General features: G+C 41.2%; 19 protein-coding genes and 1 pseudogene. 3 read left to right on the top strand and 17 right to left on the bottom strand.

Going from position 1 to position 20,844, the window contains the following annotated elements; all coding sequences use genetic code 11:
• A pseudogene (locus H5058_RS14215) lies at positions 1 to 399 on the bottom strand (transposase); the annotation flags it as partial.
• 137 nt (positions 400 to 536) lie between these two features.
• On the opposite strand from H5058_RS14215, the gene H5058_RS14210 reads away from it, so the two are divergent.
• Positions 537 to 1,025, top strand: a complete 489-nt coding sequence (locus H5058_RS14210) for an Sbal_3080 family lipoprotein (protein ID WP_011328878.1) — start codon at positions 537 to 539, stop codon at positions 1,023 to 1,025.
• A 135-nt stretch (positions 1,026 to 1,160) separates the two neighbouring features.
• Here the strand turns inward: H5058_RS14210 and metH are convergent, their stop codons facing one another.
• Genes metH through metA form a run of 3 tightly spaced genes read right to left on the bottom strand, consistent with a single transcriptional unit; the run spans position 1,161 to position 5,820 of the window.
• Positions 1,161 to 3,791: a methionine synthase gene (gene metH, locus H5058_RS14205; RefSeq protein ID WP_089368634.1), complete on the bottom strand. Its 2,631-nt coding sequence runs from the start codon at positions 3,789 to 3,791 to the stop codon at positions 1,161 to 1,163.
• 12 nt (positions 3,792 to 3,803) lie between these two features.
• Positions 3,804 to 4,883: a homocysteine S-methyltransferase family protein gene (locus H5058_RS14200; protein ID WP_011328880.1), complete on the bottom strand. Its 1,080-nt coding sequence runs from the start codon at positions 4,881 to 4,883 to the stop codon at positions 3,804 to 3,806.
• Entirely contained in the window at positions 4,873 to 5,820 is a 948-nt protein-coding gene (gene metA, locus H5058_RS14195; protein WP_182678704.1) for a homoserine O-succinyltransferase, read from the bottom strand. Before metA ends, H5058_RS14200 begins: the two co-directional genes overlap by 11 nt.
• A gap of 240 nt (positions 5,821 to 6,060) precedes the next feature.
• Here metA and ettA point away from each other — a divergent pair, with 240 nt between their 5' ends.
• Together ettA and H5058_RS14185 are read left to right on the top strand one after the other, a co-directional pair.
• On the top strand, positions 6,061 to 7,734 hold the full coding sequence (ettA, locus tag H5058_RS14190; RefSeq protein ID WP_011328882.1) for an energy-dependent translational throttle protein EttA: 1,674 nt from the start codon (positions 6,061 to 6,063) through the stop codon (positions 7,732 to 7,734).
• An 86-nt stretch (positions 7,735 to 7,820) separates the two neighbouring features.
• Positions 7,821 to 8,729 (top strand): histone deacetylase, encoded by a 909-nt coding sequence (locus tag H5058_RS14185; RefSeq protein WP_182678703.1) that lies wholly within the window; start codon positions 7,821 to 7,823, stop codon positions 8,727 to 8,729.
• Positions 8,730 to 8,869: 140 nt separating this feature from the next.
• Here H5058_RS14185 and cyoE read toward each other — a convergent pair whose 3' ends face one another.
• From cyoE to H5058_RS14120, 13 genes are all read right to left on the bottom strand, one after another.
• Entirely contained in the window at positions 8,870 to 9,754 is an 885-nt protein-coding gene (gene cyoE, locus H5058_RS14180; protein WP_089368635.1) for a heme o synthase, read from the bottom strand.
• A gap of 9 nt (positions 9,755 to 9,763) precedes the next feature.
• Entirely contained in the window at positions 9,764 to 10,123 is a 360-nt protein-coding gene (gene cyoD / locus H5058_RS14175; protein ID WP_011328885.1) for a cytochrome o ubiquinol oxidase subunit IV, read from the bottom strand.
• Positions 10,123 to 10,770: a cytochrome o ubiquinol oxidase subunit III gene (gene cyoC / locus H5058_RS14170; RefSeq protein WP_011328886.1), complete on the bottom strand. Its 648-nt coding sequence runs from the start codon at positions 10,768 to 10,770 to the stop codon at positions 10,123 to 10,125. The genes cyoD and cyoC overlap by 1 nt, the downstream gene beginning before the upstream one ends.
• Complete coding sequence (cyoB, locus tag H5058_RS14165; protein WP_179807874.1) at positions 10,767 to 12,770, bottom strand: cytochrome o ubiquinol oxidase subunit I; 2,004 nt, start codon at positions 12,768 to 12,770, stop codon at positions 10,767 to 10,769. Before cyoB ends, cyoC begins: the two co-directional genes overlap by 4 nt.
• 2 nt (positions 12,771 to 12,772) lie before the next feature.
• On the bottom strand, positions 12,773 to 13,687 hold the full coding sequence (cyoA, locus tag H5058_RS14160; protein ID WP_086993897.1) for a ubiquinol oxidase subunit II: 915 nt from the start codon (positions 13,685 to 13,687) through the stop codon (positions 12,773 to 12,775).
• A gap of 315 nt (positions 13,688 to 14,002) precedes the next feature.
• Positions 14,003 to 14,422 (bottom strand): hypothetical protein, encoded by a 420-nt coding sequence (locus H5058_RS14155; protein ID WP_041454755.1) that lies wholly within the window; start codon positions 14,420 to 14,422, stop codon positions 14,003 to 14,005.
• 452 nt (positions 14,423 to 14,874) lie between these two features.
• Positions 14,875 to 15,087, bottom strand: a complete 213-nt coding sequence (nqrM, locus tag H5058_RS14150; protein ID WP_011328891.1) for a (Na+)-NQR maturation NqrM — start codon at positions 15,085 to 15,087, stop codon at positions 14,875 to 14,877.
• Between the two features lie 94 nt (positions 15,088 to 15,181).
• Complete coding sequence (locus H5058_RS14145; RefSeq protein WP_011328892.1) at positions 15,182 to 16,213, bottom strand: FAD:protein FMN transferase; 1,032 nt, start codon at positions 16,211 to 16,213, stop codon at positions 15,182 to 15,184.
• A gap of 159 nt (positions 16,214 to 16,372) precedes the next feature.
• Entirely contained in the window at positions 16,373 to 17,605 is a 1,233-nt protein-coding gene (gene nqrF, locus H5058_RS14140; RefSeq protein ID WP_086993904.1) for an NADH:ubiquinone reductase (Na(+)-transporting) subunit F, read from the bottom strand.
• 18 nt (positions 17,606 to 17,623) lie between these two features.
• Positions 17,624 to 18,232 carry an NADH:ubiquinone reductase (Na(+)-transporting) subunit E gene (nqrE, locus tag H5058_RS14135; RefSeq protein ID WP_011328894.1) on the bottom strand — a complete coding sequence of 203 codons (609 nt, stop codon included), beginning with the start codon at positions 18,230 to 18,232 and terminating at the stop codon, positions 17,624 to 17,626.
• Positions 18,233 to 18,242: 10 nt separating this feature from the next.
• Positions 18,243 to 18,875, bottom strand: coding sequence for an NADH:ubiquinone reductase (Na(+)-transporting) subunit D (locus H5058_RS14130; RefSeq protein WP_011328895.1), 633 nt, complete (start codon positions 18,873 to 18,875; stop codon positions 18,243 to 18,245).
• Positions 18,875 to 19,648, bottom strand: a complete 774-nt coding sequence (locus H5058_RS14125; RefSeq protein WP_011328896.1) for a Na(+)-translocating NADH-quinone reductase subunit C — start codon at positions 19,646 to 19,648, stop codon at positions 18,875 to 18,877. The genes H5058_RS14130 and H5058_RS14125 overlap by 1 nt, the downstream gene beginning before the upstream one ends.
• Positions 19,641 to 20,843 (bottom strand): NADH:ubiquinone reductase (Na(+)-transporting) subunit B, encoded by a 1,203-nt coding sequence (locus tag H5058_RS14120; protein WP_011328897.1) that lies wholly within the window; start codon positions 20,841 to 20,843, stop codon positions 19,641 to 19,643. The genes H5058_RS14125 and H5058_RS14120 overlap by 8 nt, the downstream gene beginning before the upstream one ends.
• Position 20,844 lies beyond the last annotated feature (1 nt).

Below are 20,844 nucleotides of genomic sequence, written 5' to 3'. Positions count from 1 at the left end.
TAAGCGTTCTCGGTATTCAATGATTGTTTCATTTAGAAAGAGCCATTCAATTTTACTTAGCTCTTCACCTTGCAGATATTTGTTAGTGAGTACAGTGCCTTTACAAAGCCTGTGCCACCGCTGAACAATGGCTTTATCGGTTAGTCGCTTGGCTTTTTTATCATCAACATAGAGTACTAAGTGGGTGTGATTACTCATTACTGCATACGCACACACATCGATACAAAATACGTTAGCGAGGGCAAGTAACTTGCTTTCAACCCACCCTCTGCGATGTTCATACGATTGATTAGTAAAGTTGTCTACGCCGCATAAAAATGCACGGCGTACACAGCGCGAAATACAGTGATAGTATTTTGTATCGACCAAACTAACCTGACGTTTTCTTGCGATAGCCATGTGACACCCTGCTTAATTATTGCACTAAACAGAGCATAGTTAATTACACTGATATTACAAATATTAAGGTGGGTGTCTGTTTAATTTTTACCATGGTATTATTTATAAGATCTATATAATTATTGGAAATTAATTTAATGTTAAGATGCTTCACCGCTATATCTACAATATTGTTACTCTCTGGTTGTGCTAACAATGCAATTGTTGAGCTTCAAAAACTAGATTCAAAAAGTTTAACAAACAAAAATATACAAATAATCGATGATGGTAAAACTAAAGATTCAATTAAACATATCATTGCTGGCAAGTTAGATAAATACGGCTTTAAATATCAAATTGTCGATATTTCACAGTCTAACTCTAACGTAACAAATAACCCTAAGCTGACTTACTCTGCAAACTGGTGGTGGGACATGGCTAGTTATATGCGCTATTTGAACATTGAGATAAAAGACAACAGCCAAACTATCGCACTGGTAAAAATTGACACCGTGAAGTGTGGTGGTTTTGACAAGTTTGGTTCAGCCCAACGACGCACTGAGATCACCTTAGATTTACTCCTAAGTGACTTGAGCAAAGAAGAAGCCAATGAACTGATTTGTCTTGGTGGCCAACCTAAAAACTAATCTAAAAAATTGAATAATAAAATTAATGTGTTGTGGCCAATTAATTCTAGACACTGAATTAATTGGTCACAATAGTTGTTAAAAACGAGCCAAATTTGGCTCGTTTTTGTTTTACTGATAACTGACCGCTCCGCTCTATTCCGGATCATACCCCAAATTAGGCGACAGCCATCTTTCAGCTTCTTCCAGCGTCATATTGGTTCGTTTAGCGTAATCTTCAACCTGATCCTTTTGTACCGCTGCTACTGCGTAGTATTTTGCCTCAGGGTGTGAAAAGTACCAGCCCGAAACGGCCGCACCTGGCCACATGGCGTACGAGCTGGTGAGCTGCATACCAATACGTTTTTCGGTGTCGAGCAACTGCCAAATTTTCTTTTTCTCGGTGTGCTCTGGGCACGCTGGGTAGCCTGGCGCTGGGCGAATACCTTGGTAGTTTTCGCGTATTAGCTCATCGTTTTCTAGGTTTTCATCTGGTGCAAAACCCCAGTATTCTTTACGTACTTGCTCGTGTAGGTACTCGGCAAACGCTTCGGCGAGCCTGTCGGCAACGGCTTTAATCATTATTTTGTTGTAGTCGTCTTGCTGGGCGTCAAACGCATTAGCTAGGTCGTCTTCTTCCAACCCCCCCGTTACTGCAAATGCGCCAAAGTAATCTGGCGTACCTTTTGGGGCTATGTAATCGGCTAGGCAGTAGTTAGCAAAGTCGGTTTTTTCGGTTTGCTGGCGTAAATGGCACGAGGTAGTTAACACCTCTTTGCGTGTTTCGTCTGTGTATATTTCTATGTCGTCGCCAACGCGGTTTGCAGGGAATAAACCAATTACACCCAGTGGTTGCAAACTGCCTGCTTTTTCAAGGTCGTCTAACATGTCGTTGGCGTCTTTAAATAAGCTTTGCGCTTGCTCGCCAACTACTTCATCGGTCATTATGCGCGGGTATTTACCAGCAATTGACCAGGTCATAAAGTATGGCGTCCAATCTATGTATTTACGCAAAGTAGTAATTGATACGTTTTTAAACTCTTGCACGCCAAGCTGCTTAGGCACTGGTGGTGTGTAGTTATCCCAATCGAGTTTTGCAGCGTTATCGCGAGCACGCTGAATTGTCACTGGTTTTGAGCGTGGTTTTTTACGCGCCTGTTGCTCGCGTACTTTAACGTATTCGGCTTGTGTTTTTTCTAAAAAGTCACTTTTGTGCTCTTTCGATAATAAGTTTGAAACCACACCCACTGCACGGCTGGCGTTACTTACATACACTACGCCTTTATCGTACTGAGGCTCAATTTTAACGGCGGTGTGCGCTTTTGATGTAGTAGCACCACCAATTAACAGCGGCAGTTCAAAACCACGGCGTTTCATTTCTTTGGCTACGTGTACCATTTCGTCAAGCGATGGGGTAATTAGCCCCGATAAACCAATAATATCGGCTTTTTCATCGATTGCGGTTTGCAGTATTTTATCAGCAGGCACCATTACGCCTAAGTCAATTACTTCGTAGTTATTACATTGCAGTACTACGCCAACAATGTTTTTACCTATATCGTGTACGTCGCCTTTTACTGTGGCCATCACAATTTTGCCGTTGGTTGAACCTTCTTCTTTTTCAAGCTCAATGTAGGGATCTAGGTAGGCTACGGCGCGCTTCATTACACGGGCCGATTTAACTACTTGTGGTAAAAACATTTTACCTGCACCAAATAAGTCACCTACTACGTTCATGCCGTCCATTAACGGGCCTTCAATTACGTGAATAGGTTTAGCGGCAGCAGCGCGGCACTCTTCGGTATCTACTTCTATGTATTCGGTAATGCCTTTAACAAGGGCATGCTCAAGGCGTTTTTCAACGCTCCAACTGCGCCATTCTAAATCTTCAACGCGCTCAGCTTGTGCCATGCCTGAGTACTTAGGCGCAAGCTCTACTAAACGCTCGCCTGCACCTGGATCGGTGTTGAGTATTACGTCTGTAACGGCTTTGCGTAGTTCTTCTGGTATGTCGTCGTAAACCGCCAGTTGCCCCGCGTTAACAATCCCCATATCCATACCCGCTTGAATAGCGTGATATAAAAATACTGAGTGAATAGCTTCACGTACTGGGTTATTACCGCGAAACGAAAACGACACATTCGACACCCCACCCGACACTTTACAGTGCGGCAAGTTTTGCTTTATGCGCCGTGTGCCTTCAATAAATTCGACCGCGTAGTTGTCGTGCTCTTCTATCCCTGTGGCTACAGCAAATATATTTGGGTCAAAAATAATGTCTTCGGGCGCAAAGCCAACTTCTTCTACTAATATTTTGTAGCTACGCTCACATATTTCAAACTTTCTATCGGCGGTGGCGGCTTGGCCGTCGGTGTCAAAGGCCATAACTACAGCCGCTGCACCAAAACGTTTAATGGTTTTGGCTTGACGAATAAACGGCTCTTCGCCTTCTTTTAACGAAATTGAGTTAACAATAGCTTTGCCTTGAATACACTTTAAACCGGCTTCTATTACTTCCCATTTAGAGGAGTCGACCATGATAGGTACGCGAGAAATATCAGGTTCTGAGGCAATTAAATTTAAAAACTTAACCATGGCGGCTTTTGAGTCCAACATGGCTTCGTCCATGTTTATATCAATTACCTGCGCGCCGTTTTCTACTTGTTCGCGAGCAACTGTTAACGCGGTTTCATAGTCTTCTTCCATGATCAAACGTTTAAACATGGCGGAGCCGGTTACATTGGTACGTTCGCCGACATTAGTAAATACTGCTATTTTTTGAGTCATGTTGGCGGCTCCTTAATTTAAGTTACAGGCTTCGAGGCCCGATAAACGCATGCGTACTTCAATTTCTGGCAACTGGCGTGGTTTAACGCCTTCAAGCCCTTTTGCAAAGGCGCGAATATGCGCAGGTGTGGTGCCGCAGCAACCACCTACAATATTAATAAAGCCCGACTTACCCCAATCAATAATTTCGGTTGCCATTTCTTTTGCTTCTAGGTCGTAGCCACCAAATTCGTTAGGCAAGCCTGCATTGGGATGCACTGAGGTAAAGGTTTCGCATACACGCGACAACTCTTGCACATATTGGCGCAGTAAATCTGGGCCTAAGGCGCAGTTAAGGCCAATAGAAAGCGGTTTAATATGGCGAATAGAGTTATAAAAGGCTTCGGTAGTTTGCCCCGAAAGCGTACGCCCAGAGGCATCGGTAATAGTGCCGGAGATCATAACTGGTAATGTGCGCCCTGCTTGCTCAAACGCTTCCTCTACTGCAAACGATGCAGCTTTAGCATTGAGGGTATCGAATATGGTTTCGATTAAAATAATATCGGCGCCACCTTCCATCAGTGCCAAGGTCGATTCTACATAGGCAGTAACTAAACGATCAAAAGTAACATTACGATAACCCGGATCGTTTACATCGGGCGACAATGAACAAGTTTTTGATGTTGGCCCAAGTACGCCCGCTACATAACGTGGTTTTTCGGGTGTTTTAGCACTAAACTCATCGCAAAGTAGCCGTGCCAATTTTGCCGACTCTAGGTTTATTTCACGGCTTAAATTAGCCATGTCGTAATCTTCCATCGAAATGGTGGTGGAGTTAAAGGTATTGGTTTCGATAATATCGGCACCGGCAGCTAAAAAGCTACGATGAATATCGGTAATTATTTTAGGCTGCGTAAGGCTTAGTAAATCGTTATTACCGCGAATAAGTACATGCCAATCTTTAAAGCGCTCACCGCGATAGTCTTGCTCTTCTAATTGGTGTGCTTGGATCATAGTGCCCATAGCGCCGTCTAAAATTAAAATTCGCTCTTTTAACGCTGCACTTAGTTCGTCGTGCTTATTTTGGTCATTATTAAGAGGGTTATTCGGCATAGTTGTTAGTCCTTACGTCTTGGCTAACTAAATTAATATCATAGGGTGTAGTTTGGTACACGTAATAATTTAACCAGTTCGAAAAAAGTAAAAAAGCATGGCTTTGCCACGTTTTTGAAGGTTGTTTAGTTGCATCATCATCTGGAAAGTAATTTTCGGGTTTGGGCGCATTGTCGCTTTTTTCGCAATCGCGTTGGTATTCAGCTTTTAACGAGTCGGCGTCATACTCTGGGTGGCCGGTAATAAACACTTGGCTGCCCGACTTATTTTTAACTAAGTAAGCACCTACTTTCTCAGAACCCGCTAGCACGAATAGTTCATTGCAAGCATTTATTTTATTTACATCTACATGGCCATAACGCGAATGCGGTACTAAAAAGGTGTCGTCAAAGCCGCGCGTTAACGCCCCATGTTCAAAGTAACATTGGTGCGTAAATACGCCGCACAGTTTATCGGTTTTTAAATCGCGCTTTATTTTATAATGATGATAAAGCGCTGCATGCGCTGCCCAACACGAAAAAAGTGTAGACGTAACATGCTGCTCAGCCCAATCTAAAATTGCGGTAAACTCATCCCAATAAGCTACATCCTGGTACTCTAAATGCGCTAGCGGCGCGCCGGTAACTATTAATGCATCGTAGTTATTGTTTTTTACTTCTGAAAAATAACGATAAAAGGTGTCTAGGTGCTGCTCTGAATTACTGCTACTGCGATGAGTGTCTAGACGCAGTAGTTCTACATTTACTTGCAAGGGCGAATTGGCAAGCAAACGAATAAACTGTACTTCGGTTTCAACTTTATTAGGCATTAAATTAAGAATAGCCAAACGCATGGGGCGAATTTCTTGCGTTTTTGCACGAGTTTGTGGCATTACAAATACGTTTTCTTGGCGCAGGCGAGCAATAGCTGGTAGCTCGTCTTTTACTGTAATTGGCATCCTTTTACTCCTATTCATCAAAACCGAAAACTTATTATGAACAGATAAGAAAAAATATCAACCAATAGATGGATAGATGTCTAAATATCCAAATGAAATTTTTTCATCCTATTTTATAATCGTTTTTGTGCACTTTATAGTTTGTTTGTCGGTTTAAAATTGGCCATTCGTTGACTGCCTTACCCGTCAACCACTACAATAGAGCATTGTAATTTTTATTATTATTTGAAGGTTTTTTCCATGGTTTTACCTGATAAATTTATATTCTCGATGAGTCGAGTTTCTAAGGTTGTGCCACCTAAGCGCACTATCTTAAAAGACATCTCGTTACACTTTTTCCCGGGCGCTAAAATTGGTGTGCTTGGTTTAAACGGCTCTGGTAAATCAACATTGCTACGTATTATGGCCGGTGTTGACCAAGACTTTGAAGGTGATGCCTTTCCACAACCAGGCACTAAAATTGGTTACTTACCGCAAGAACCTGTTTTAGACGAAAGCAAAACCGTACGCGAAATCGTTGAGCAAGCTGTTGGCGAAGTTAAATACGCGCTTAAACGCCTTGACGAAGTGTATAACGAATACGCCATGGAAGACGCTGACTTTGACGCACTTGCAAAAGAGCAAGGCGAGCTTGAAGCGGTTATTCAAGCGCACGATGGTCACAACATAGACAACGTTTTAGAGCGCGCTGCCGATGCACTACGTTTACCTGAGTGGGATGCTAAAATTGAGCACCTTTCGGGTGGTGAACGCCGCCGTGTTGCTATATGCCGACTGTTACTTGAAAAACCAGACATGCTTATTCTCGATGAGCCAACTAACCACTTAGACGCTGAGTCGGTTGCCTGGTTAGAGCGCTTCTTACACGATTACGAAGGCACAGTTGTGGCGGTAACGCATGACCGTTACTTCCTAGATAATGTAGCAGGTTGGATTTTAGAGCTTGACCGTGGTGAAGGTATTCCATGGGAAGGTAACTACTCTTCGTGGTTAGAGCAAAAAGATGCGCGCCTACAACAAGAGCAAAAATCTGAAAAAGCACGTCAAAAGTCAATTGCGCAAGAGCTTGAATGGGTTCGTTCAAACCCTAAAGGCCGCCAAGCTAAGTCAAAAGCACGTATGGCGCAGTTTACCGAAATGCAGCAGTCTGATTATCAAAAACGTAACGAAACTAACGAAATGTTTATTCCGCCTGGCCCACGTTTAGGGGATCAAGTGCTTGAAATAACTAACTTACGTAAAAGCTTTGGCGACCGTGTATTAATCGACGATTTAAGCTTTAGCATGCCAAAAGGTGCCATTGTGGGCATTATTGGTGCTAACGGCGCGGGTAAATCAACACTGTTTAAAATGATCAGCGGCGAGCAACAGCAAGACAGCGGCAACATCACCATAGGTGAAAGCGTACACATTGCAACGGTTGATCAGTTCCGTGACGGTATGGACGAAAGCAAAACTGTTTTCCAAGAAATATCAGACGGGCAAGACGTACTTAAAATTGGTAATTTTGAGTTCCCAAGCCGTGCTTACGTTAGCCGTTTTAACTTTAAAGGTAACGATCAGCAAAAATTTGTTAAAGACCTATCGGGTGGTGAACGTAACCGTTTACACCTTGCTAAGTTATTAAAAGCTGGCGGTAACGTGTTACTACTCGATGAGCCAACTAACGACTTGGACGTTGAAACACTACGTGCACTAGAAAACGCTATTTTAGAGTTTCCTGGTTGTGTAATGTGTATATCGCATGACCGTTGGTTCCTTGACCGTATTGCTACACATATTTTAGATTACCGCGACGAAGGCCAAATTAACTTCTTTGATGGTAACTACACTGAATACGAAGAGTGGCTTAAAAAGACGTTAGGTGCTGAGGCAACTCAACCTAAGCGTATTAAGTACAAAAAGATTGGTTAATAGCTAATTTTAAGCTCTAGGCAATAATTAAGCCCTGCATTTATGTAGGGCTTTTGTTTTATAACTATAACTACAAATAGAATTTTATGACCCTAAATCCTCACTTGCCGTTAGTTTATCATCCTAATTACTCGTTTAGCTTTGATCCTAAACATCGCTTTGTAATGAGTAAATTTGCACATTTATACCAGCACGTTAAGCAGTTAGGATTAGTTGGCGATAACTTAGTACAGCCGTTATTAGGTACGCCAGAGGCACTAGAATTTGTACACTGCGAAAACTATATTCACGATCTATATCATAATCAATTAGACGAAAAAGCCATGCGCCGTATTGGTCTACCTTGGTCAAAAGAGCTAATGGCGCGTACCTTTACAGCCCCACAAGGTACACTACAAACCGCTCGCTTAGCCCTTAAACACGGTATGGCATGCCATTTAGCAGGCGGTACACACCACGCGCATACTGATTTTGGCTCAGGCTATTGCATGGTTAACGACTTGGCTTTTACTACGCAAACACTAATTGAGTCGGGTGAGGTTACTAATGTACTTATTTTTGATTTAGACGTACATCAAGGCGATGGCACCGCGGCCATGCTGCAACATCAGCCTTATGCGTATACCTGCTCGATTCATTGCGAAAAAAACTTTCCGTTCCGTAAATCCCCTAGCGATTTAGATATTGGTTTAACTAACAATATGCAAGACGCTGAGTATTTAGGCATAGTTGACGACACCCTGCAATTTTTGCTCAAAGAGCTAAACCCCGATTTAGTGCTGTACGATGCGGGAGTTGATGTGTGGCAACAAGACGGTTTAGGCAAACTCGATATTAGCTGGCAAGGTATAGAGCAGCGCGATCATCTCGTACTTAAACGCTGCCTTGAGCACAACACTCCGGTAGCTACGGTTATTGGCGGCGGTTACGACAGAGATCACCAGCGTTTAGCTCAGCGTCATGGCATTGTAGTTGAGCAAGCAGCACGTTTTTAATAGTTTTAGAGTTTTGCTATAAATACATATTGCAGCGGGCGTTAAAACGAAAAAAGGCTCCTCGAATATCTCAGAGCCTTTGTTAACTTTGGAATTAACTCGGTACTATTAACTAGGTGTATTAATTAGGTATGATTAAATTAACTAAGTACGAGTAACTGCGGCGCTATGCTTTGATAATCTACCGCCATAGCAATACTAAGTGCAGTAATATTAATAATTGAAAACGCGAATACTTGACGCGCCCAGCCGCTTATATCTATATTACGACGATAGCCCCGCAGCGCCATTAACAGCCACCAAAAACTAGTAATACAGGCAACCGCCATAAAAGCAGCACCGGTATAACCACTAATAGGTAGCAGCATTACAACCAAGGCATATATGGCAATATAAAGCACAATATGGCGTTTTGCTTTATCAATACCTTGCGCTACAGGTAATACAGGAATACCCGCTGCTTGGTAATCTTTAAAGCGAAAAATAGCAATGGCGTATGAGTGTGGCATTTGCCACAGGCTAAACATTACCAGTAAAATTAACGCCCCCATATCAAACTCCCCAGATACTGCGCAGTAACCAACAACCGGTGGCACAGCTCCCGATAAACTGCCAATAAAAGTGCCATAAACTGAGTTACGCTTCATGTAAAGGCTATAAACCCCTACATAAATAAAGTAACCAAAAGCGGCAAAAAATACTGCCGCAGGAGTGGTATAAGCTATTAATAAACCAAAGCCTATAATCCCCAATACCACCCCATGACATAAAGCAGCCATTGCAGACATTTCGCCCGTTACTGTTACCCGGGTGCGAGTACGCGCCATGGCAATATCGATATCTCGGTCAATCACATTATTAATAGCACAACCTGATGCAACCACTAGCGATAAGCCAATTAAGGTAGCAACCATTAGCCATGGGTTTATATCACCGCGGGAGGCTAGTAAAAACCCGCCCGCTACGCTGATTAAGTTACCCATAATAATACCTGGCTTAGTTACTGATAAATAACGACGAAACATCTTTAGCTCCTAATACATCATCATTGCGTTAGATTCGTAAATAATCCAAACAGATAGCCCAACCACCATAACAATAATTAGGGCACTGAATAAAAACGAGAAGGTACTTGCACGGCCATCTTCGGTAATAAAATTAAGGTGTAAAAAGTATTTTAAATGTACCCAAATTTGTACTACGGCTAGAGTAATAATGCTGTAAAGCGTGGTTGCTTTTGAAAAGTCGCCACTCATTACCATATAAAATGGTATAGCGGTTAAAATTACCGACAATACAAAACCAATTAAATAACTTTTAACACTGCCGTGAGATTCATCGTGGTGATGCTCATTTTGCATTTGCTTTAAAGCATGTGTTTCGCTGTGGCTCATTACATTGCTCCCATTAAATAAACTAGGGTGAATACACAAATCCACACAATATCTAAAAAGTGCCAAAACAAGCTTAAGCAGCTCAAACGCGTTACGGTTGCTTTACCTAAGCCACGTTTAGCAACTTCAATCATCATTACACTCATCCAAATTAAACCTGCGGTTACGTGTAAACCATGCAAGCCAACTAATGCAAAAAACGAGGTTAAAAAAGCACTTTTTTGTGGACCATTGCCATGCACAATTAGGTGATTAAATTCGTAAACCTCCATACTAATAAACACCACACCTAAACAAAAAGTAACCGCTAACCATATTAAGGTCAGCGCCTTTTTTTGCCCTTGCGCGGCTATCATTGCAAAACCAAAGGTAATACTACTAATAAGCAGTGCGGCAGTTTCTACTGCTACAAAGTCGAGTTCAAAAATATCTTTACCCGATACGCCGCCAGCGGTGTTCATAAACAACACCGCGTAGGTAGCAAAAAACGAGGCAAACAATAGGCAATCGGTCATTAAGTAAAGCCAAAAACCAAAAGTAGTATTACTAGAGGTATCATGATGCGCGTGAGCATCATGATCCTGTTTGGTATTTACAATTGCAGAGTTTAAAGTTACTGACTCTTGACTAACAGACAAGGTACTCATGCGTTTAGCTCCTTATCAGTGGCTAAAATAGTGGCACTTAAGTTATGTGCTTGTTCAATACGTGCTACTTCGTCGGGCTGCACATAGTAGTCAACATCGCTTGCATAACAACGTTTGATAAATATAGCTATGCCTCCTACTAAACCTGCCGCAGCTAACCACCAAATATGCCAGATCATGGCAAAACAAAATGCGGTTAAACTAGCAGCCATAAGTACCCCTGCCGAAGTGTTTTTAGGCATATGAATTGGGCTATAGCTTATTTTACCTTGATAAGCTTGGCCTTTTTCTTTCATGTCGGTCCAGGCATCAATATCGTCAACATGCGGTATTTGGGCAAAGTTATAAGCCTGTGGTGGTGACGATGTTGACCACTCAAGCGTGTGACCGTTCCATGGATCGCCGGTAGCATCGTCAAGTGCTTCACGGTCTCTAAAGCTCACATACAATTGAATTACTTGGCAAATAATACCAAACATAATAATGACTGCGCCTACTGCAGCTATGTATAACCAAATATTCCAATCTGGGTTATTGGTGTGATTTAAACGACGGGTCATACCTAAAAAGCCTAATACGTACAGCGGCATAAACGCGACAAAAAAGCCAATAATCCAACACCAAAATGCGCCTTTACCCCAGCCTTCATTTAGCTTAAAGCCCATTGCTTTAGGGAACCAAAATGCAAAGCCAGCAAGGTAGCCAAATACCGCGCCACCAATAATAGTATTATGAAAATGTGCGATTAAAAACAAACTGTTATGCAGTACGTAGTCGGCACCAGGTATTGCTAATAGCACCCCGGTCATGCCACCTACGGTAAAGGTAACCATAAAGCCAAGCGTCCATAATACGGGTACGGTTATACGTAAACGGCCACGGTAAATAGTAAATAACCAGTTGAACAATTTAACCCCGGTTGGTACGGCAATAACCATGGTCATTACCCCAAAAAACGCATTAACGTTGGCGCTCGAACCCATGGTAAAAAAGTGATGTAACCACACAATAAAGCCTAAAATAGAGATAGCACCACTGGCGTAAATCATCGACTTATAACCAAATAGACGTTTGCTGGTAAAGGTAGAAATTATTTCAGAGAACACACCAAATGCTGGCAGCACTAAAATATAAACCTCTGGATGACCCCACGCCCAAAATAGGTTGATGTACATCATGGCGTTTCCGCCCAGATCATTGGTAAAGAAGTGAAAATCGAGATAACGGTCAAGCGTTAGCATGGCCAAAACGGCAGTTAAAATAGGGAATGATGCGGCAATTAAAATATTAGCCCATGTACAGGTCCAAGTAAAAACCGGCATTTTCATTAAGCTCATACCTGGTGCACGCATTTTAAACACGGTAACTAAAAAGTTTACTGCGGTTAATAGTGTGCCAAGCCCTGATATTTGCAACGCCCATATATAATAGTCGACCCCCACCCCGGCACTAAAAGTTAGCTCCGAGAGCGGTGGATAAGCCACCCAACCTGTTTTTGCAAACTCACCAAAAATAAGTGACAAATTAATTAAAATAGCGCCACTGGCAGTAAGCCAAAAGCTTAAGTTATTTAAAAATGGAAAAGCGACATCACGTGCGCCAATTTGCAATGGCACTATAATATTCATTAAACCTATCATAAATGGCATGGCCATAAAGATAATCATAATAACGCCGTGTGCGGTAAATATTTGGTCGTAATGTTCTGGTGGCAAATACCCAGGAGCGCCACTGGTAGCAAGTGCTAACTGAGCACGCATCATAATGGCATCAGAAAACCCACGAAATAGCATAATTAACGCTAATAAAATGTACATTACGCCTAAGCGTTTATGATCAACCGAGGTGATCCAGTCGCGCCACAGCACGCCCCATTTTTTATATTTTGTAATAAGCCCGGCAATAATAAGCCCAGCTAATGCAATAACGGCCATGGTTACCATAATAATGGGTTCATGAAACGGAATTGCATCCATTGAAAGTTTACCTAAAAACAACATGGTTATTCCTCGCCTTGGCTGTGAGATGAGTGCGTTGAATGCTCGCCCATTGCAGGGTGCTTTTTATTCATATCGCCGTGTGCGCCCATATATTTCATCACTATGGTATGAAATAAGCCTGCTTCAACGTCGCCGTAATAGGCCACCTGGTTGTTTTCGCTCGCTTTAGCCAGCTCAACATAATTTGCATGAGTAAGGTTATTACCTTGTGCTTTTATATCGCTTACCCATTTGTCAAAACCGGCTTGGGTAGGAGTAGCAATGGCATTAAACTTCATACCGGTAAAACCTGCACCACTGTAATTGGCCGAAAAACCTTTAAAAGTACCCGGTTCATTGGCGATTAAATGCAGCTTGGTTTCCATGCCAGCCATTGAGTATATTTGACTCCCCAATTGCGGAATAAAAAATGAATTCATGGTGCTCTCTGAAGTGATTTTATATTCAACAGGCACGTTTGCCGGAAACACCAACTCGTTAACCGTAGCAATGCCTTGCTCAGGGTAAATAAATAACCACTTCCAGTTTAGCGATACCACTTCTACAGTGAGGTGCTTGCCTTTGCCTTCAATTGGTTTATAAGGGTCTAGCGCTTGTGTAGACTGCCAAGTAATAACACCTAAAATAACAACAATAACAATAGGAACAGCCCACACAACAGCTTCAATCTTATTAGAATGAGCCCATTTGGGAGCGTAAATTTCATGAGTTTGTGTGTCTCTATATTTCCAAGCGAAATATAAAGTCATCACAATAACGGGGATCACTACCAGTAACATAAGCACAGTAGCTATGATGATTAAGTTTTTCTCATCAATGCCTATCTGCCCTTTTGGATCGAGTATCCCGCCTTTACAGCCTGACAACGCCAGTACTGTACTAGCTAAAGCAATATTACAGAGGTTACGAATTATCAAGGGACTATCCTACAAACCTAAAAGTTCTAAGGTGCTGCTTTAAAATAGCGCTAAGCAACGGTTTATCGGTAAACCCAAGTTAACTAATATCAAATTATAAAAAATAAGGGGGCTATTCAAAATCTAAAGCTCATGCCAATAAAGACCTAGCAACAAACCCAGCTTTCTAAACGCATTTATATAACGTAATAAAAGTTAACTTGGGTGAGTGGTGGTTGGCTGAAATGTGTTTAAAAAACACTGAGCTACTTTGTTTACAACAGGCTAATTATTTACAGCAAGACAAAATAATTAAACCAATGACAAGGGGTAACCTTACAGACAACCTGTAAAGCTAGGTGGAGCACGACAACCATGTGCGGCTTGCACTGGTTGGCTAACTTTAGCCTCGCTAAAAGCAAAGGCTGCTTTACGGAGGATTATTCCAGCACGACGTGCTGAAAATGTATGAAACAATAACCAACAAAGGCCAATAAGTAACTGGCTAGAAATAATCGGATAAGCTAAAAATTCAGCAATTGTTAGTAATAACGGCTCTACAAAAGTGTTATCGCTTAACAAAGCTTCAAGGCTAAATGCATCCTCTGCAGCTCCGCTTAGCAGCATTAGGGTATTAAATACGACTAATGTTATAGCCACGCACACGCCTTTTCCAGCCTTATTCAAGCGCCCACACAATGCACTCTCACCAAAGGCAAGCTGAACATTAGTATGATTACAAGATAGTGCGTTCAAAGACATTAACCTACTTAAATGACTAATAACAAAAATAACTCAATACGCAAATAATGAAAAATAACAAATCACACCTGCTGTAAGCCTAAAATCAGCTGCTAAATACAATTAGATCCGACTAGCACAAACTTGCTAAGTGGAAATTGATTTGCATCAATCAAACTTTCAAAACTTACTGAAAGTTCGAACGTGAGTATAACAAAGCGAGTGGGCTGCACAAGAAAAAATAATAAATATTTAGCATTTTTACTTCATTAATTTTTATACCTAATCAAATTTTGCTTATTTATATTGATAAAACAACGTCCAGTTCAATAACAATTTAATTAGCCTTAAGTTAGTTTTCGTTTTATATGCGTTATTACTCTGCTATTAATAACGCATATAAAAAAGCCCCCAATAATTAAATATTGGGGGCTTTTTTTACACGTATGTTTTAAATAAAAAATACGTTACATAATTTGGTTTTCTTTCCAAACTTGCTCTTTTGCCATGCGCTGTTTACGTTTATCACATGGATCATCGCAATCGCAGGCTTTATCAATACCTACGGCACCTAGGCCACCACAACTACCAGCCATAGATTTTTTTTGTACAATCATGCCCACAGCCATCGCTGCCACAATCAAAATAAGTAAAGTAAAAGTAAGAAGAAAAAGTGACATTGCTTAGCCCCTATTGTTCAGCAATAAATTAGGCTCAAACATATTTGAGCAACTGTTATTATATACCTTAGTGATTAAAATATAAACCTAAGCGTTATAAATAAGGCTTAAATGCAGGGCTTGAATATGTTATTAAACCCTCATCTGACTTTCCTATTAAATACACTGGTAAATCATGTTTTTGTGCATAAGCTTGGGCTTTTTTCATACCCATTACGGTTAATGCCGTTGCAAGCCCGTCTGCTGTCATAGCACTTGGGTGCAATACTGTTACCGATACTAAATCGTGACGGCTAGGCATACCTGTTACTGGATCGATTAAATGGCTGTATGTTTCACCTTCCATTTCATAAAAAATACGGTAATCGCCCGATGTAGCAATACCATTGGTACCGGGCGCTAAAACTCGATGCACTTCACGCTCACCTGGCTGTGCATCAGGTTGTTCAATGGCTATTTTCCAGTCTTGATTATTGGGTTTAACACCGCTTATACGCAGCTCGCCACCAATTTCTACCATATAGTTACTAATATTATGGCTTTCTAAAAGTTGCGCTACTTTATCTATGCCATAACCTTTAGCGGTTGCCGAAAACGTCAGCTCTAAGCCATCAACGGTTTTAGCCAAACCTTGCTCAGTTAAGGTAAGTTTATCAACGCCAATATTTGCCAACATTTTTGCTAGGGCTGCATCGCTTGGGCGCTTAGTTGGTTTTTTATTAGGGCCAAAACCCCATAAATCAATGAGCGGCCCCATAGTAACATCGAGAGTTTTAGTTGATTCGCCTAATCGAATTGACTCAGTAACAACCGCTCTAAAGTCTGCACTTATTGGCATTACTTCATTGGCTGGTAAACGGTTAAAAGTGTTTATTTCAGAGTCAGGTATGTACGTTGACATAGACTGATTTATATCGTGTAAAACAGCATCAACTTCCTCTTTAAGCACTACTACGTCGCGCTGAGGCTGCTCATCGTAAAATTTAATATGGTAAGTAGTACCCATTGTTTTACCTTCTAGGTAAAAGCTCTCTGGCTGCGGTTTTTCATTACATCCACTAAGTAAAAAAATCAGCGATATTAAAAACAAGGCCATTATGCCTTGGGGAATACTTACACGATTCATCACAACCCTACTTCTATTAATTTAAGAATAAAACTTTATGAATAAAAAAGCCTCGTAGCATTATATGCTACGAGGCTGATATTTTAACCAAAACTAAGTTGTTTTGATATAGATCTTGTTGACCTTTAAGGGTTGAAATAGGTTCAACCCATTTAGCTATTAGCCACCGAAATCATCTAGTAAGATATTCTCGTCTTCAACACCTAAATCTTTAAGCATAGTAATAACTGCCGCGTTCATCATTGGAGGACCACACATGTAGTACTCACAATCTTCAGGGGCTTCGTGATCTTTAAGATAGTTCTCAAATAACACGTTATGGATAAAGCCTGTGTAGCCTTCCCAGTTATCTTCTGCTTGCGGATCTGAAAGCGCAGTGTGCCAAACGAAGTTATCGTTTTCAGCAGCTAGGCCGTCAAAATCTTCAACATAGAACATTTCGCGTCTAGAACGTGCACCATACCAAAAGCTCATCTTACGCTTAGAGTTCAAACGTTTAAGTTGATCAAAGATATGAGAACGCATTGGCGCCATACCAGCACCACCACCAACGAAGATCATTTCTGCGTCAGTATTTTTAGCGAAGAACTCACCAAATGGACCAGAAATAGTTACTTTATCGCCTTTAGTTAGTGACCAAATGTACGAAGACATTTTACCACATGGCAGGCTTAGGTTTCTTGGCGGTGGAGCAGCAATACGCACGTTAAGCATAATGATGCCTTCTTCTTCTGGGTAGTTAGCCATTGAGTAAGCACGAATTGTTTCTTCGTCTACTTTTGACTCCAGGTCGAAGAAACCAAAATGATTCCAATCACCACGATATTCTTCTGGAACATCGAAATCAGCATATTTAACATGATGAGGTGGCGCTTCGATTTGGATGTAACCACCCGCACGGAACGGCACTGACTCGCCATCTGGAATTTGTAGTACAAGTTCTTTAATGAACGTTGCTTTGTTATCGTTAGAGATAACTTCACAATCCCATTTTTTAACACCGAAAATTGACTCTTCAAGCTCAATTTCCATGTCATTTTTAACATTTACCTGACACGCTAAACGACAGCCTTCACGGGCTTCACCTTTAGAAATGTGATCAAGTTCAGTTGGCAGAATATCGCCGCCACCTTCTTTAATGTGTACACGACACTGACCACAAGAGCCACCGCCACCACATGCAGAAGATACGAAAATACCTGACTCAGATAGCGCGCCTAATAGCTTGCTACCTGCTGATGTTTTAATGGCTTTGTCTGGGTCGCCATTAATCCCAATGATGATATCGCCACTTGCAACTAACTGAGATTTAGCACCAATGATCACTAAAACTAGTAGTACAACGATAGCGATGAAAACACCAACTCCTAAGAAAATATCAGTATAACCCATGATTTATCCTCGCTACCTTTACAGTGAAATACCAGAGAATGACATAAAGCCAAGAGCCATTAAGCCAACAGTAATAAAGGTAATACCTAAACCACGTAAGCCATCTGGAACGTCTGAATATTTCATTTTCTCACGGATACCTGCAAGTAATGTAATTGCAAGTGCCCAACCAACACCAGCGCCAATACCATAAACCACAGACTCGCCGAAGTTATAGTTACGCTCAACCATGAAAGATACCGCACCAAAAATTGCACAGTTAACTGTGATTAGTGGTAAGAAGATACCTAACGCGTTGTAAAGTGCTGGGAAGAACTTATCTAATGCCATTTCCAAAATTTGCACAAGTGCTGCAATAACACCAATGAAAGTTAAGAAACGTAAAAAGCTAAGATCTGCATCTGGGTAACCAAGCCACGTAAGTGAACCCGGTGCTAACACTGCATGGTAAACTAAGTTATTAACTGGTACCGAAATACCTAATACAACAATAACCGCTACACCTAGGCCAATTGATGTGGTTACTTTTTTAGATACTGCTAAAAAAGTACACATGCCTAAGAAGAATGATAACGCTAAGTTTTCAATAAAAACGGCTTTTACAAATAAACTAATATAATGTTCCACTGTGTGCCCCTTACGCTTTAGCTTCTACTTGGTCTTTCTTATAAGTACGTAGTACCCATATGAATAAACCAATGATGAAGAATGCACTCGGTGGTAATATCAATAGACCCATAGGTTGATACCAACCACCATTTTGTACTAATGGGATAATATCAACACCGAATAGTGAACCCTTACCAAATAGTTCACGAATGAAACCAACGGTAAGTAGTACTACTGAATAACCTAAACCGTTACCAATACCGTCAAGAAACGACATAAGTGGCGGTGACTTCATTGCGTATGCTTCAGCACGACCCATTACAATACAGTTAGTAATAATTAGACCGATAAATACCGAAAGCTCTTTTGCCGTAGCGTAAGAAAATGCTTGTAGTACTTGGTCAACAACAATTACCAAAGATGCAATAATCGTCATTTGTACAATAATACGTACTGACGATGGGATCTGGTTACGAATAGTCGAGATAAAGAAGCTAGAAAACGCGGTTACCAAGGTCAAAGCAATTGACATGATTAATGCGTTTTTTAAGCTAGATGTTACCGCTAGCGCAGAACAAATACCAAGTACTTGTAGTGCAATTGGGTTGTTAGCTAAAACCGGGCCAAATAGGACCGCTTTCATTTCTTTAGTATCAGCCATTATTTCAATGCTCCTTTACGTACTTCCGCAAGGAATGGACCAAAGCCATTGTCACCAGTCCAAAAGTCAACTGTATTATCAACACCGTTAGACGTTAAAGTTGCACCCGATAGACCATCAATTTGATGCTCATTGCTAGCGCCACTTTTTACAACATCGATAGGTAATTCTTTACCTTCCCATTTTGCAGTCCACTGTGGATTTTGGATTTCGCCACCTAAACCAGGTGTTTCACCATGCTTATAAAAGATAATGTTTTTGATTGTTTCGCCATCGTTTTCAAGCGAAAGGAAACCATACATTAAGCCCCATAAACCGTAACCTTGAATAGGAACAATAATAGTGTCAACTGACCCATTATCTGCTCTAGAGATGTATACAGGTGCCTCTGTCGTTACGCGCTGAATGCCCGCAATGTCAGTAATGCCTTTTTCAGCAAGCGCAAAGCTTAGCTTAGGGTCAAATTTGCTTTTTTCAAAGTCAAATGCATTAACCTTAGCCTGAACTTCTTCACTTGAGTCGCTTGCAAAAGACTCACCCGTTTTCATATTAACTAAGCGTACTTCGATTTTGTTGTTGAATGTTTCAGAAACATTTTCAACTTTTCCGATTCCCGCTGCAACTAAGATATTACTTTGAATATCTTTCGCTTTATTAGCTTGCTGTAAAGGACGAAGCTGTACAGCAGCAAACGATACGATAATTGCACACACTAAACATAGCGCAACAACTACTGCTAACGTTTTACCGATTGATTCGTTATTACTAGACATTACGTGCCAACCTCCGTTTGATATTAGCTTGCACTACAAAGTGATCGAACAGTGGAGCAAATAAGTTAGCAAATAAGATTGCTAGCATCATACCTTCTGGGAAAGCAGGGTTCACAACACGGATCATAACAACCATAAAACCAATAAGCGCGCCATAAGCTAACTTACCTTTATCGGTAAATGCAGCAGACACAGGGTCGGTAGCCATAAAGAACATACCAAACGCAAAACCACCTAGTACAAAGTGCCAATGCCAAGGCATAGCAAATACTGGGTTAGTCTCAGAGCCAACTGTATTTAGCAGTAATGCAGTGATTACCATACCGAAAAATACACCTAGCACTATACGCCAAGAAGCGATACGCACGTAAATAAGGAACAAGCCACCCACTAATAATGCAAGTGTTGATGTTTCGCCTACAGAACCTTGAATGAAACCGTAAAACGCATTCCACCATAACTCCATGTTTGAGAAATCAAGTGTGCCAACAAACGCTTGACCAAGCATAGTCGCACCAGAGAACGAATCTACTGCTGTCCATACTGTGTCACCTGAAATTTGTGCAGGGTATGCGAAGAATAAAAACGCACGACCAGCTAACGCAGGGTTTAAGAAGTTACGACCTGTACCACCAAAGATTTCTTTAGCAATTACAACACCAAATGTAATACCAAGCGCAACTTGCCATAAAGGAATAGTTGCTGGCAAAATAAGTGCAAATAACACTGATGTTACGAAGAAACCTTCGTTAATTTCGTGTTTACGCACTGAAGCAAATATAACTTCCCAAAAACCACCTACAGCAAAAGTAACTGCATAAATTGGTAGGAAGAAACACGCTCCATAGAACATTTTAGCGCCCCAGCCTGCATCAGCGGTTAATTGACCGCCTAACAGTTGAAACAAATCAACTTGCCATATATTAGCTAGTTCAAAACCTTGTGCTAAAGCACCAGCGGCCTGATGGCCAATATTGAACATACCAAAAAACATAGCAGGGAACGTTGCCATCCACACTAAAATCATCATGCGTTTTAGGTCGATGTTGTCACGAACGTGTGTCGCGCCTTTATTTACGTAGCCTGGTGTATAAAAAATAGTTGCTGCTGCTTCATACAGAGCATAAAACTTTTCATATTTACCACCGGCTTCAAAATTCGGCTCGATATCTTCAAGATATTTTTTTAAACCCATC

Origin of the sequence: Pseudoalteromonas sp. SR45-4, assembly GCF_014163535.1 — a bacterium.
GTDB lineage: Bacteria > Pseudomonadota > Gammaproteobacteria > Enterobacterales > Alteromonadaceae > Pseudoalteromonas > Pseudoalteromonas nigrifaciens.
This window is presented reverse-complemented; position numbering and strand designations above follow the sequence as displayed.

Bases quoted from the DNA above. Each gene is read 5' to 3' on its own strand.
- H5058_RS14210 (WP_011328878.1), top strand. From the start codon at position 537: ATGTTAAGATGCTTCACCGCTATATCTACAATATTGTTACTCTCTGGT.
- metH (WP_089368634.1), bottom strand. From the start codon at position 3,791: ATGACTCAAAAAATAGCAGTATTTACTAATGTCGGCGAACGTACCAAT.
- H5058_RS14200 (WP_011328880.1), bottom strand. From the start codon at position 4,883: ATGCCGAATAACCCTCTTAATAATGACCAAAATAAGCACGACGAACTA.
- metA (WP_182678704.1), bottom strand. From the start codon at position 5,820: ATGCCAATTACAGTAAAAGACGAGCTACCAGCTATTGCTCGCCTGCGC.
- ettA (WP_011328882.1), top strand. From the start codon at position 6,061: ATGGTTTTACCTGATAAATTTATATTCTCGATGAGTCGAGTTTCTAAG.
- H5058_RS14185 (WP_182678703.1), top strand. From the start codon at position 7,821: ATGACCCTAAATCCTCACTTGCCGTTAGTTTATCATCCTAATTACTCG.
- cyoE (WP_089368635.1), bottom strand. From the start codon at position 9,754: ATGTTTCGTCGTTATTTATCAGTAACTAAGCCAGGTATTATTATGGGT.
- cyoD (WP_011328885.1), bottom strand. From the start codon at position 10,123: ATGAGCCACAGCGAAACACATGCTTTAAAGCAAATGCAAAATGAGCAT.
- cyoC (WP_011328886.1), bottom strand. From the start codon at position 10,770: ATGAGTACCTTGTCTGTTAGTCAAGAGTCAGTAACTTTAAACTCTGCA.
- cyoB (WP_179807874.1), bottom strand. From the start codon at position 12,770: ATGTTGTTTTTAGGTAAACTTTCAATGGATGCAATTCCGTTTCATGAA.
- nqrM (WP_011328891.1), bottom strand. From the start codon at position 15,087: ATGTCACTTTTTCTTCTTACTTTTACTTTACTTATTTTGATTGTGGCA.
- H5058_RS14145 (WP_011328892.1), bottom strand. From the start codon at position 16,213: ATGAATCGTGTAAGTATTCCCCAAGGCATAATGGCCTTGTTTTTAATA.
- nqrF (WP_086993904.1), bottom strand. From the start codon at position 17,605: ATGGGTTATACTGATATTTTCTTAGGAGTTGGTGTTTTCATCGCTATC.
- H5058_RS14130 (WP_011328895.1), bottom strand. From the start codon at position 18,875: ATGGCTGATACTAAAGAAATGAAAGCGGTCCTATTTGGCCCGGTTTTA.
- H5058_RS14125 (WP_011328896.1), bottom strand. From the start codon at position 19,648: ATGTCTAGTAATAACGAATCAATCGGTAAAACGTTAGCAGTAGTTGTT.
- H5058_RS14120 (WP_011328897.1), bottom strand. From the start codon at position 20,843: ATGGGTTTAAAAAAATATCTTGAAGATATCGAGCCGAATTTTGAAGCC.